The organism is Mesorhizobium sp. CA8 (assembly GCF_020164955.1).
Lineage (GTDB): Bacteria > Pseudomonadota > Alphaproteobacteria > Rhizobiales > Rhizobiaceae > Mesorhizobium.
On sequence record NZ_JAIUHG010000006.1, the window covers coordinates 120,944 to 133,545 of the forward strand.

Annotated in this window: 13 protein-coding genes; 5 read left to right on the top strand and 8 right to left on the bottom strand. The window is 63.3% G+C overall.

Annotated features, from left to right (window positions below; genetic code table 11):
- The first annotated feature begins 46 nt into the window (after nt 1-46).
- The 3 genes from LB553_RS09130 to LB553_RS09140 all read left to right on the top strand — a co-directional run bounded on the left by LB553_RS09130 (nt 47) and on the right by LB553_RS09140 (nt 3,076).
- Nucleotides 47-1,144, top strand: coding sequence for a GNAT family N-acetyltransferase/peptidase C39 family protein (locus LB553_RS09130; protein ID WP_224512473.1), 1,098 nt, complete (start codon nt 47-49; stop codon nt 1,142-1,144).
- Nucleotides 1,145-1,148: 4 nt separating this feature from the next.
- A complete protein-coding gene (locus tag LB553_RS09135; RefSeq protein WP_224512474.1) occupies nt 1,149-2,612 on the top strand; it encodes a RimK family protein in 1,464 nt (487 codons plus the stop codon).
- 191 nt (nt 2,613-2,803) lie between these two features.
- Nucleotides 2,804-3,076 carry a DUF3303 domain-containing protein gene (locus LB553_RS09140; protein WP_224512475.1) on the top strand — a complete coding sequence of 91 codons (273 nt, stop codon included), beginning with the start codon at nt 2,804-2,806 and terminating at the stop codon, nt 3,074-3,076.
- 21 nt (nt 3,077-3,097) lie between these two features.
- Here the strand turns inward: LB553_RS09140 and LB553_RS09145 are convergent, their stop codons facing one another.
- Both LB553_RS09145 and LB553_RS09150 read right to left on the bottom strand, forming a co-directional pair.
- Entirely contained in the window at nt 3,098-3,490 is a 393-nt protein-coding gene (locus LB553_RS09145) for a RidA family protein (protein WP_224512476.1), read from the bottom strand.
- A 64-nt stretch (nt 3,491-3,554) separates the two neighbouring features.
- The gene (locus LB553_RS09150) at nt 3,555-4,502 is read right to left on the bottom strand and encodes a LysR substrate-binding domain-containing protein (RefSeq protein ID WP_224512477.1); all 948 of its coding nucleotides are present in this window, start codon (nt 4,500-4,502) and stop codon (nt 3,555-3,557) included.
- A gap of 84 nt (nt 4,503-4,586) precedes the next feature.
- Between LB553_RS09150 and LB553_RS09155 the strand changes: the two genes are divergently transcribed.
- Nucleotides 4,587-5,504: a fatty acid desaturase family protein gene (locus LB553_RS09155; protein WP_224512478.1), complete on the top strand. Its 918-nt coding sequence runs from the start codon at nt 4,587-4,589 to the stop codon at nt 5,502-5,504.
- A gap of 13 nt (nt 5,505-5,517) precedes the next feature.
- Here the strand turns inward: LB553_RS09155 and LB553_RS09160 are convergent, their stop codons facing one another.
- The 3 genes from LB553_RS09160 to LB553_RS09170 form a co-directional block, all read right to left on the bottom strand.
- Complete coding sequence (locus tag LB553_RS09160; protein ID WP_224512479.1) at nt 5,518-7,659, bottom strand: putative bifunctional diguanylate cyclase/phosphodiesterase; 2,142 nt, start codon at nt 7,657-7,659, stop codon at nt 5,518-5,520.
- Nucleotides 7,660-7,723: 64 nt separating this feature from the next.
- The gene (locus LB553_RS09165; RefSeq protein WP_224512480.1) at nt 7,724-8,362 is read right to left on the bottom strand and encodes a YfbR-like 5'-deoxynucleotidase; all 639 of its coding nucleotides are present in this window, start codon (nt 8,360-8,362) and stop codon (nt 7,724-7,726) included.
- Nucleotides 8,362-9,225, bottom strand: a complete 864-nt coding sequence (locus tag LB553_RS09170; RefSeq protein WP_224512481.1) for a YgfZ/GcvT domain-containing protein — start codon at nt 9,223-9,225, stop codon at nt 8,362-8,364. The genes LB553_RS09165 and LB553_RS09170 overlap by 1 nt, the downstream gene beginning before the upstream one ends.
- Before the next feature lie 85 nt (nt 9,226-9,310).
- Here LB553_RS09170 and LB553_RS09175 point away from each other — a divergent pair, with 85 nt between their 5' ends.
- Nucleotides 9,311-10,642: a dihydroorotase gene (locus tag LB553_RS09175; RefSeq protein ID WP_224512483.1), complete on the top strand. Its 1,332-nt coding sequence runs from the start codon at nt 9,311-9,313 to the stop codon at nt 10,640-10,642.
- Between the two features lie 5 nt (nt 10,643-10,647).
- Here LB553_RS09175 and LB553_RS09180 read toward each other — a convergent pair whose 3' ends face one another.
- The 3 genes from LB553_RS09180 to LB553_RS09190 form a co-directional block, all read right to left on the bottom strand.
- Nucleotides 10,648-11,436 carry a hypothetical protein gene (locus LB553_RS09180; RefSeq protein WP_224512484.1) on the bottom strand — a complete coding sequence of 263 codons (789 nt, stop codon included), beginning with the start codon at nt 11,434-11,436 and terminating at the stop codon, nt 10,648-10,650.
- A 129-nt stretch (nt 11,437-11,565) separates the two neighbouring features.
- Nucleotides 11,566-11,823: a hypothetical protein gene (locus LB553_RS09185; protein WP_027164925.1), complete on the bottom strand. Its 258-nt coding sequence runs from the start codon at nt 11,821-11,823 to the stop codon at nt 11,566-11,568.
- Nucleotides 11,824-12,170: 347 nt separating this feature from the next.
- Entirely contained in the window at nt 12,171-12,548 is a 378-nt protein-coding gene (locus LB553_RS09190; protein ID WP_224512671.1) for a TIGR02301 family protein, read from the bottom strand.
- Between the last annotated feature and the right edge of the window lie 54 nt (nt 12,549-12,602).

The following is a 12,602-nucleotide window of genomic DNA, read 5'->3' on the forward strand; positions in this document are numbered from 1 at the left end:
TCTACCGGGGCCGTTTCTTAAACAATCGAGGTTCTCCTTAGCCCGCATGCCTGCCGAGATCCGCAAGGCCCGCGCGTCAGACGTCGATGACCTCGCCGCCATCGAGAAGGCTGTTTTTCCGGGCGACAGGCTCTCGCGCCGCTCCTTCCGCCAGTTCATCGAACGCGACACCGCCGAGATGCTGGTGGCCGAGAACGAGGGCCGCGTCGCCGGCTATGCGGTGGTGCTGTTTCGCAAGGGCAGCGGCGTCGCGCGACTCTATTCCATCGCCGTCAGCCCCTTCTTCGGCGGCCTCGGCATCGGCCGGCTTCTGCTGGCGGCCGCCGAGGAAGCGGCCTTCGAGCATGACCGGCTGCTGCTGCGCCTCGAAGTGCGGGAGGACAACCAGCGCGCCATCCGTATCTACGAAGAGGCCGGCTATCGGAAATTGGGCCGCGAACCCGACTATTACGAGGATGGCGCGACCGCGCTGCGCTATGAAAAGACGCTGCGCGGCGACACGCCGACCGCGACCAACGTGCCGTTCTACCAGCAGACCTGCGAGTTCACCTGCGGCCCTTGCTGCCTGATGATGGCGATGGCCAATTTCGACCGTGGCTTCGTGCCAGACCCGGTCATGGAGATTCGCCTGTGGCGCGAGGCCACCACGGTCTTCATGATGTCCGGCCCTGGCGGCTGCGAGCCCTTCGGCCTGGCCGTGGCCGGCTACGAGAGCGGGCTCGCCGCGGAGATATTCGTTTCCTTCTACGGCGCCCTGTTCCTGCAGTCGGTGAGGAGCGAGGAAAAGCGCCGGGTGATGGAGCTCGCCCAAGTCGATTTCCGCCGCCGTGCCGAGCTTTACGGTATCCCAGTCGATTACCGTCCGTTCGGCATCGGCGACATCCGCGACGCCCTGGCCGGGGGCAAGCTGGTGGTGGTGCTGGTCAGCGGCTTCCTGATGTTCGGCAAGAAGGTGCCGCATTGGGTGCTGGCCATCGGCGACGATGGCGACCATATCCTAATCCACGACCCGTGGGTCGAGGATGAGAGGCAGGAAACGATCCTCGACGCCGCGAACATTCCGGTGCCTTACGACATCTTCATGAACATGGCGCAGTTCGGTCGCGACGGCCTGCGCGCCGCCATCACTCTGGGAAAACGCTAAGACAATGACCTGGGTTATCCTCACAGGCAGGCAGAACGACATCGATCAGGTGGCCACACCCCACAAGATCATCACCAACCGCGACTACCTCGCGCATCCGGCGCTGTTCCGCGGCCAGCGGCCGAAGGTGATCAACCTGTCGAACAATTACGGCTATCAGAGCCGCGGCTACTATGCCTCGCTGCTGGCCGGCTCGCGCGGCCACAGGGTGATACCGACCGTGGAGACCATGATCGATCTTTCGGAGCGCAAGCTGTACGAGCACGCGCTGCCTGAGCTCGAGCTTGCCTTGAACAAATGCCGCAAGGATCTCGGCGGGGCGTTTCCGGCTAAGGTGGCGATCTTCTTCGGCATCGGTCCGTCGAAGATATGGGACCGTTTCGCCAAGCTGTTGTTCGACTGGTTCCGCGCGCCGGCGCTCGAGGTCCACATCAAGGACAGCGCCGAATGGGCGTCGATCCGCAAGATCGGCTTCCTGCCGCTTGCCCGCATGGCCGAGGACGAAGAAGAGTTCTTCCTGCAGTGCCTGGACACCTACACCAACCGCGAATGGCGCGACACCAAGGGCCGCACGCCGGCGCGCTATACGTTCGCGACGCTGGTCGACCCGCATGAGGAACTGCCGCCGTCGGAGATATCCTCGCTGCGCTACTGGGCGCGGATTGCCGAGAAGATGGGCGTCGAGGTCGAGCCGATCACCAGGAAGGACCTCGCCAAGCTCGCCAATTACGACGCGCTGTTCATCCGCGAGACCACGTCGATCTCCAACCACACCTACCGTTTCGCGCGCCGCGCCCAGCAGGAAGGCATGCCGGTGATCGACGATCCGCTGTCGATGATCCGCTGCACCAACAAGGTCTATCTCAACGAACTGATGACCTACAACAAAGTGCCGGTGCCGCCGACGGTGATGATCGCCGGCACCTCCGACTTCGAAGTGGCGGCGCAGACGCTAGGCTTTCCGCTTGTGCTGAAAATCCCGGATTCGTCTTTCTCGCGCGGCGTCAAGAAATGCGAGAACATGGCTGAGCTCACCAAGCTCGCGACCGAATGGCTGGACGATTCCGATCTCTTGATCGCGCAGAAATTCATCCCCACCGAATATGACTGGCGCGTCGGCGTGCTCGGCGGCCAACCGCTGTTTGCCGTGCACTATCTGATGGCGAAAAAGCACTGGCAGATCGTCAACCACAAGGCCAGCGGCAAGCCGGACCAGGGCGGCATCAAGACGTTCACGCTTAAGCAGACGCCGCCGCATGTCGTCGAAACGGCGGTGCGGGCGGCAAAATGCATTGGCGACGGGCTCTATGGCGTCGACCTCAAGGAGACCAAGGACGGAGTCTTCGTCATCGAGGTCAACGACAATCCCAATCTCGACCATGGCTGGGAGGATTCGGGCGAGAAGGACGAACTCTGGGTGCGGCTGACGCAGTGGTTCCTGGAGCGCTTGGAGAGGCCGGAGAAGTAGCGGCCGGAGAAGCGGGAATTGAGGAAATGGGGAAATGGGGAATGAGGAACTGGGGAATTGAGGAAATGGGGAATTGAAGAATTGAGTGTCTAGCGGAGTCATCCGTCCTCGCTTCCTCAGTTCTCCAGTTCTCCAGTTCTCCAGTTCTCCAGTTCCTCAATTGCCCGATCATTCGAACTGAGGGAACAAGAATGCTGTTTTTCGTGATCGAGGACTTTCACGGCGCGGATCGCAAGGAAATCTATCGCCGCTTTCGCGACAGGGGCCGGCTGAAGCCGGATGAACTTGTCGTGCATCACAGTTGGATCGCCGGCGACATGAGCCGCTGCTTCCTGTTGGTGGAGGCCGATGACGTCACGATCCTGCAACGCTGGGCCATCGAGTGGAACGACCTCGTCGAGTTCGAGATCATTCCAGTGGCGACGAGCAAGGACATGGTCGCGGCTCTGGCAGCTCATCTTTGAAAGTAGATTCCGGTCTCCTCGTCAAACGACCGCCATCGCGTCGACCTCGATCAGGTAGCCTGGGGACATCATCGCCACGCCGACAATCACATTCGCTGGTTTGTGATCTCCAAACAGCGAAATCTGCGCGTCTTCGATGATCGGAACGTGCTCATCGCGGTTGTAGTCGACAACGTAGACAGTGATTTTGCAGACTTGGTCGGGTCGCGCGCCTGCCGCGCTGAGCGCTCGGCCGAGATTGCCGAACGCCAGGCGCGCTTGCGCCGCAAAATCGCCATGCCCGACGAGCTTGCCGTGTATGTCCTCGGGCTGCTGACCCGAGATGAACACCAGCTTGGATCCCGTCGCGACGACAACCTGCGTGTACATCTCCGGAACTGGCAGATCGTTCGGGTTGATGAGTTCGAGCGACATTGAAGAATCTCCTACTTCGTTCGGCTGAAAAGCGGGGCGGGCGGCGACGGAAATGAGTGCTCCGTCACCGTAATTTCCTAAACGAGTTCTCGGATGACTGGGTGCCGAGCGCTGGCGAGTTGACGGCGCGAACGCATTCCCCGATCAGCCATTTCCGGAACGCGGCCACGACATCGCGCCTTGCGCTGCGTTCGGGGATCGTTAGGCAATAGGGCTGGCGCAGTTCCAGGGGTTGCGCGGCGGCCCGCACCAGTCTGCCATCCTCCAGCGCCTGGGCGCAATAGATGCCCTGCGCCAGCGCCACGCCCAGCCCTGAAAGGGCGAGATCGAGCGCTGCTCGCGACGAGTTCGCGGACAGACCGCGTTGTGCCGCGCGGCCCGGCTCGCTTCCCGCCGCCTCGAACCAGTTGCGCCAGGACGGAAAGGACGCGCCGGTCGGTCCCCAGTCGGTGTGGATGAGCGGCAGGCCGGCAAGCCCGTCGGATCCGGTCGCCCCGGCCAGCGTCGGCGCGCAGACGGGATATACGGCGTCCTTGACGATCTCTTCCGTCGGATGCTCGCGGTAGTGAGGGCCGTAGGAGAGGCGGATGTCGATCAATTCATGATCGAACGGCACCGGATCGTCGTCGCCTCTGAGCGATATGTCGGCGGCGCCATGCCCGGCGACAAAGCCGGCGAGCCGCTCCGAAAGCCAGCCCATCGCCATGGAAGGCGGCACCGAAACGACAAGCCTCGGCCTGAACGCATCGCCGCCGACATCGCGCGCGACGCTGCCGATTTCCCGGAAGGCCATGCTGAGCCTCGGCAGCATCTCCACCCCGGCCTCGGTCAGCACGGCGCGCCGGTTGACCCGGTGGAACAGCTTGCGCCCCATCTGCTCCTCGACGGTGCGGATAAGCTGGCTGACGGCCGCGGCCGAAATAGACAGTTCCTCCGCCGCGGCGGCAAAGCTCCCCCTCCGAGCCGCCGCTTCGAAGGCCTGAAGTCCGCGCAAGGAGGGAAGGGCGACCATGGCAATCCAAAAGATAAGGTGATCTTATCTATTTTGCAGAAATCCTCGTTTTTCGAAAGATTTCTTTCTGTGTATCGTGATCTGATGAACGAAATCGACCATGACGCAGCCGTCGACCATCGCTCCGTGATAGCCTCGCTGACGAATGAGGAGCGCAGTCGGCTGACCGGCAAATCGGATCGGCCGCGCCTTGTCCAGTTCGCGGTCCATCTCGGCGCGATCGTCCTCCTTGGCGCGCTGATCGCGGCCAAGGTGCCGTTCTGGCCGGCCCTCATGCTGCCGCAGGGCATCCTGATCGTCTTCCTGTTCACGCTGCTACATGAAACGGTGCACAGGACAGCGTTCGAAACGCAGTGGTTGAACGATACCGTCGCGCGCTTCTGCAGCCTGGCGATCGCGCTGCCGGCCGACTGGTTCCGCTATTTCCATTTCGCCCATCACCGCTTCACCCAGGATCCCGAAAACGATCCGGAGCTGGCTTTCCCGAAGCCCGAGACGGTGCGGCAATATATCGTCCACGTCTCCGGCCTGCCGGTGTGGTGGGGGCATTTCAAGACGCTCTACACCAATGCAATGGGGCGCTGCCGCGACAGCTACGTGCCGCCCAAAGGACTGCCGAAAGTAAAGGCCGAGGCGCGGGCAATGATCGCCTTCTATGTCGTCCTGCTGGCGCTGGCGGTCTGGTTCAAGGCGTCGGTGCTGCTCTATGTCTGGATCGTGCCGGCGCTGCTCGGCCAGCCGTTCCTGAGGCTTTATCTGCTGGCCGAGCACGGCCGCTGTCCCCTTGTCGCCAACATGCTGGAAAACACCCGCACGACGCTGACAAACTGGTTCGTGCGCAAGCTCGCCTGGAACATGCCCTATCATGCCGAGCACCATGCCTGTCCCGGCGTGCCGTTCCACCAGTTGCCGCAATTCCATCGGCTGATCGAGCGGCATCTCAAAGTGGTCGAGCCCGGCTATGTCAGCTTTCACGAGAAATATATCGGGGCGCTACGCTGACGGACGGTGTCACTCAGCCTGACTGGCGCAGCAGCGCCTGCGAACGCAGCAGCCGGCTGATGTCGGCCGCCTTGGTCGGCACGCCGATCAGATAGCCCTGCGCCTCGCCGCAGCCGGCCTTGCGCAGCGTATCGAGCTGCGCTTCGGTCTCCACGCCCTCGGCGGTAACGATGATGCCGAGCTCGGCGCCGAGCCCGATCACCGTGCGCACGATCGCCGCCGTGTCGCGCTTGTCGAGGTCGCGGATAAAGGAGCGGTCGATTTTGATCTTGTCGACGGGGAATCGCCGGAGGTAGCCGAGCGAGGAATAGCCGGTGCCGAAATCGTCGAGCGCGATGCGCACGCCGAGGCCGCGCAATTGGCTCATTGTCTTCAGCACTGTGTCGCTTTCATCCATCATCACCGTTTCGGTGATCTCGAGCTCCAGGCGGTCGGCCGACAGGCCGGAAAAGGCGAGCGCCGAGATCACGCTGCGGGCGAAGCCGCCGCTCTTGATCTGCGCGGGCGAGACATTGACGGCCATGCGCATGTTCCGCGGCCAATTGGCCGCGACGTTGCACGCTTTGCGCAGCGCCCAGTCGCCGAGCTGCACGATCAATCCGGTCTCCTCGGCGGCGGCGATGAAGTTTTCCGGCGATACCAGGCCGCGCGACGGCGAGCGCCAGCGCATCAGGGCTTCCGCGCCGACGATTCTGCCGGAGCCGATATCGAGGATCGGCTGGAAGTCCAGCTCGAATTCGCGCTTGGAGAGCGCTCCTTCGAGATCGGCCTCGAGCGCCCGGCGCTCCCGCATCCGGGCATCCATGCCCGCCTCGAAGAAGCGATAGACGTTGCGCCCTTCGCTCTTGCCTCGGTAGAGCGCCATGTCGGCGTTGGTGAGCAGCGTGTCGGCATCATCTCCGTCGCCGGGATAGAGCGCGATGCCGAGGCTCACGCCCACATGCATTTCGCGTCCCTTGCCGCGATAGGGCTTGCCGACCATCTCGACGATGCGCTTGGCGAGCTTTTCGGCGTCCGCAGCGTTCTTGATGCCCGACTGGATGATGGCGAATTCGTCGCCGCCGAAGCGCGCCACCACGTCCTTGCTGCTGCGCACGGCGTGCTGCAGCCGCTTGGCGACGCATTTCAGCAGCCAGTCTCCGGCCGGGTGGCCGAATGTGTCGTTGACGGCCTTGAAGCGGTCGAGGTCGAGCGAGAGGATCGCCAGCGGCTTGGCCTTGGCCTCGCCGAGCGCCTGATCCAGCTTTTCGCGAAACATCGAGCGATTGGGCAGATTGGTCAGCGTGTCGTGATGCGCAAGATGCGTCATGCGCTCTTCGACACGCCGGCGCTCGGTGACATCCTCGAACGTCGCCACCCAGCCGCCGCCTCGCATCGTCTGGCGCACGACCAGAACCGTCCTGCCGTCGGTAAGCTGGCGATACGTCGAATGCATTTTTGTCGCCTTCAGGCTGGCCTCCGCCTTGGCGACCTCGCTGTCGACGTCAAGCTCGGTGTAGATGCCAAGTTCCAGTAGTCGCTCAAGCGCATCGCCATGGGTGGTCCCGAGCGGGAAATCCGCTGCGGTGATGTTAAAGAGCTCCAGAAAACGTTTGTTGCGCACGATCATCCTGCCGTTGGCGTCGTACATCAGCAGGCCTTGCGACATGTTGGCGAGCGCGGCGTCGAAACGGCGGTGCTGCTCCTTCAGCTCCTGCTCGGCCCGTCGCTGCTCCGTTACATCCTCGTAGATCGACACCCAGCCGCCAACGGCGATCGGCCGGTGCGAAATGACGATGATGCGTCCGTCCGACAGAATTTCCTCATAGGTAGAAGGCTTGGCGCCGTCGATGTAAGGCTTGCGGATGGCATAAAGCTCGCCGGCGCTCTGCGCGGCGATGCCGATGTCGACACTGTGCTGCAGGATGTCGAAGAAACGTATGCCGGGCTTCACCACTTTGGCGTCCAGGCTGAAGATGTCGATGTAGTTGCGGTTGCAGATGATCACCCGCTCATCGGCGTCGAACATGCACAACCCATGCGACATGTTCTCGACGGCCGCCGCGAAGCGCTCATTCTGGGCGCGAAGTTCTTCAGCTATTCGTCGGGCCGGGCCAATGCTGGCCGCTCTTCGCTTGCCGGCGATCGAACCAGTCTTGATATGTGCGCCAGGCATGAGCACGCCTTCGGACCGTGACCGAACGCAATACTGTCCTGCTCGCCGGTTAATTTAACGTTCTTTAAGGGGTGGAATTCACCGCGAGCGAAGACTGGCGCCTGGTTTCCAGCGTCTTGAAACGCTTCAGAAAAGCTGTTTGCGCCCAGGTCACGGATTTTGGCGTGAAGTCGAAGCGGTCGGCGGAGAAGCCGCGCGGCCGGCCGAAATACTCGGTCGCCTCCGCCGTCGAGAAGCCGGCCAGCAGCGTGGCCTCGTAATAGGCGGCGATCTGGTCGGCGCGCTTGATGTCCTTGCGCAAAGCTGCGTTAAGCTCCGCCGGCAGCGAGAAACGCAGATGGATGGCGCGCTGCAGGCGCAACTCGCAGTCCTTGTAGGAGCCGCCCATCACCGATTTGAACGGCGAGATCATGTCGCCGATAACATATTCCGGCGCGTCGTGCAGCAGCGCGGCGAGCCGCGCCTCGGCAGTGGCCTCGGGCGCCAGTTCGCCGTAAAGCGCTTCGACCAGCAGCGAATGCTGCGCGACGGAAAAGGCATGGTCGCCGCTGGTCTGGCCGTTCCAGCGGGCGACGCGGGCAAGCCCGTGCGCGATGTCAGCGATCTCGATGTCCAGCGGCGAGGGATCGAGCAGGTCGAGCCGCCGGCCGGACAGCATGCGTTGCCAGGCGCGGGGCGGCGCTCCGGCACGGTCGGCCGCCATCAGGCCTCCTCCGCGCTGACCGCACCTTCAGGAAAGGTGAATTTCGCCCAGGCGGGGATGGCAAGTGTCACGGAAACGTCGCCCGCCATGATCGCCTCGCCGGCATCGACCGCCGCCTTGACGCGGTCGATGCGGGCAATCGCAAGACCGGTTTGGCCGCCGACAGACCCGAGCGTGCCCACCGGCCGGCCGGCGACGGTGAGCTCGGTTCCCGAAACGGGCAGCGGGCTATCGGCCGACGCGATCAGCACGCGTCGTCGCGTGGTGCCGCGATGCTGCATGCGCGAAACCACTTCCTGGCCGATATAGCAGCCCTTCTTGAAGCCGACCCCGCCGGTTTCATCGAGCAGAACGTCATGCGGGAAGGCGTCGCCAAGCTGGTAGTCGGAACCGCTCTCCGCAATGCCGTTGCCGATGCGCAGCGCCAGCCAGGCGCCAGGATCGTCGCTGTCCCTTGCCTCGCCTCCATAGGTGCGCCTGACAGCGACATTGCGGAAGCGCGTATCGGCGAGTGCTGTTGAATCAGAAACCGAGGCGGTTGAATCATCACCCCATGCGACTGTGACAAGCACCTGATCCTGCTTGGCAATATCCGCCTTCGTCCGTAGGCGGTAAAGCATCAGCCTGCGCACAAAATCATCGGCGATGTCGGCCCGGCTTTCCAGTTGGAAGCCGTTGTCGCCGGCGCGCGAGATCAGGAAATCGAACAGGATCTTGCCCTGCGGCGAAAGCAGCGCGCCGGGCTTTGCCTCCCCAGGTTTCAGCGTATCGAGATCGGTGGTGAGGATGTTCTGCAGGAAATGCTCGGCATCGGGGCCTGACACGGAAACGAGCGCGCGGTCTTTGAGGCGGGCAAAGGGCATGGGCGTAAAATCGGCCTGATCTTGCAAAATGGTCGGCCATTACGTAAGCCGGCCACAATCCCCCCGCAAGAGACTGGACCTGCCCATGGCGACCACCTTCGACCTCATCCTGACAGGCGGCACGGTGGTCAACCATGACGGGGAGGGCCGGCGCGACATCGGCGTGAAGGCCGGCCGCATCGCGCGGATCGGCGATCTCGGCCAGGCTTCGGCCGGCGAAATCGTCGACTGCACGGGCCTGCACATCCTGCCCGGCGTCGTCGACAGCCAGGTGCATTTCCGCGAGCCGGGGCTGGAGCACAAGGAGGATCTGGAGACCGGCTCCCGCGCCGCGGTGCTGGGCGGCGTCACCGCCGTCTTCGAAATGCCCAACACCAATCCGCTCACCACCTGCGAGGCCGCGCTGGCCGATAAGGTGCAGCGCGCCACGAACCGCATGCATTGCGACTTCGCCTTTTGGGTCGGCGGCACACGCGACAATGCTCGTGATGTCGGCGAACTGGAACGGCTGCCGGGAGCGGCCGGCATAAAAGTGTTCATGGGCTCGTCCACCGGCGATCTTCTGGTCGAGGACGATGAAGGCGTCGCTTCGATCCTGCGCAACACCCGCCGCCGCTCCGCCTTTCATTCCGAGGACGAGTTCCGCCTGCGCGAACGGCTCGGCGAGCGCGTCGAGGGAGATCCGTCGTCGCATCCCGTCTGGCGCGACGAAATCGCCGCGCTGCGCTGCACGGAGCGGCTGGTACGCATCGCCAGGCAGACACGCGCGCGCATCCATGTGCTGCACATCTCGACAGCCGAGGAGATCGTCTTCCTCGAACAGCACAAGGATGTCGCGACCTGCGAGGCGACGCCACATCACCTGACGCTGACGGCTGACGACTACGGCAGACTGGGCACGCTGATCCAGATGAACCCGCCGGTGCGCGCCGCCCGGCACCGCGACGGCATCTGGCACGGCATTTCCCAGGGCATCGTCGATGTCCTTGGCTCCGACCACGCGCCGCACACGCTGTCCGAGAAGGCAAAGCCCTATCCGGCTTCGCCGTCGGGCATGACCGGCGTGCAGACGTTGGTGCCGATCATGCTCGACCATGTAAATGCCGGCCGGCTCACTTTGCAGCGCTTCGTCGACCTTTCCAGCCATGGTCCGCAGCGCATTTTCGGCATGGCCAGGAAAGGCCGCATCGCCGCCGGCTACGATGCCGATTTCACGGTCGTCGACATGAAGCGGCGCGAGACCATCACCAACGCACAGGCAGGTTCCAAGGCCGGCTGGACGCCCTATGACGGCAAAGAGGTCGCCGGCTGGCCGATCGGCACCATAGTACGGGGCACGCGCGTCATGTGGGAAGGCGAGATCGTCATGCCCGGTCAGGGCAGGGCGGTGGAGTTTTCCGAGGCGCTGCCGGTTTAAAGCGTTTAATCCCCAGCGACGAAGAACAGCCACTGTCCCGTCGGCGTGATGCCGACGCGGTAGAAGATGTAGGCGCCGAACTGCTTCATGTCGTCATAGTCGCTGGCAGTGACCAGCTTGAACAATTCGACGCGCTGCCTGGGATCGAGCTTGTCGAGCGGCAGCGCGAAGAAATAGGGCCAGACATAGAGCTCCTGCGGCGTGCCGGTGTCGACATGCACATAGCCGGCCGAAAGCACCTCTTCCAGGATGGCGAGGATCTCCTGGCCGTCGCCGTCGCCCGAGAGGCCCTTGAGGAAGGTGACTGGGTCGCCGTCAATGTCGCCCAGCGACAGTTGCGTCATGGAATCGCCTTTGCCGATCAGCGGCCTCAGCTTCTCGATGTCGCCGCTTTTGCAGGCCTCGACGATCAGCCCATGCATGCGCTTGACCGGCTCGGGCAGTGTATTGAGGTCGTAGACGACGGCGGGCGGCGGCGCGTCCGGATCGGCGTGCGGGCTGGTGATGCCGCCATTGGCGGGCGGCGGTTCCGGCTCTGACTTGTCGGTGTCGTCGGCCGGCTGGCCGTCCGCGGGTTTGGTGCCGGGCGCCTCCGGCATGGGCACGGTGGTGCCGGGCGCGGCGCTGTCGCCATTGGCGGGCGGGGTCACCGGCGAAGGCAGGTCCTCGCGCTGGATCTCGCTCAGCGCATAGGAAGGGGTGCTGCCGAGGCACAGCGACAGCGCTAGGCAGGAAGCGGCGATCAGGATGCTGAGGGCCGGCCCGTGTGGCCGGCCTGACATCGAAAATCTCACCGCTTGCCTCTCCATGGTTTCCGGGTTCCGTCCCGGCCGGGGCTCTGAATGTCCGAGCGCGCGGGCATGATGCCCAAACGGCGCGTCCCCGTCAAAAGCCACGCTCAAAAGTCGCTATCGAAAAAGGGACTAATGCCTAAGCCGTTCCGGCTCGAACGCGCCGGCGATCACTTTCTCCCGCATGCGGTCGAGCAGCGCCAGCGCCGAGGTCTCGCCATTGGCGCGCAGCATCTCGCCGAAAGCCGTCTCCAGCGCCGCTTCGGCGATGATTTCCGGTTCGATGCCAGCCGACAGGCCCTCGGCCCAGGCTTCGCTGTGGCTCTCCACGGCGGTCAGGCGCTTTTCTTCCCTGACCAACGCGTCGATGTCGCTGACACCATGTTCCATTTGCGATGTCCACCCTTCGCAAGCGGCGATCCGAGGAGGGATCGGGCTCGACCTTTATCGGCAGCCTGGAATAAGTGCCTGTAAATACGACATTTTTACGGTCGCGATCTACTTATCGAACAAGGCTGCGTTCAATTGGTATTGAGCTTAGCCGATTAGCCCAGCTTGCGGCATTAAAACCTTCAGTTTGAGTTAATTCCGGATTTGTCCACTAACGTTTCATTAACGCTGTTGCGCAAGTGCAACACAGATTGCACCAGAGCGGGACAGGACACAATAACACACGCCATACTGGCGCCGGTTGCCGCCAAAATCCGCGTAAAACGTTGCCGCCGGACGAGCCGGGCTCAATTCCCGTAGCGAGAGGCGATGTCGCGCGACAGCGTCTCGCCTTCCTTCATGTAGCGCGCGATGGCCTCGGTCGCCGAAGGCGTGCATCGCGTGTAGGTGCCGCTGAAGGAGCGGTAGCCCCGATTGAACGAGGCGATGAAGCGGGCACGCCGATCGGGATCGGGATTTTCGGACTCGAGCAGCTTTTCCATCTCGACCCGCCACTGGTCGCCTTTTTCGCCACAGAGATTGCGCAGGAAATGCAGCGATCCGAGCACTTCGGCCAAGCGCATCAGCCCGGGCTCGAAAGGCGCCTCGGCGGCGAACGCCGGGGGTGCCGCTACAGCGACGCTGACGGCGAGGCAGGCGGCGAAAAAAGCGGAAGCGCGGGTCATCAAAGCCTTGCGGTGAAAGGGCAGGGCTTTGTGGCGAAACATTTTGTCGCCTGC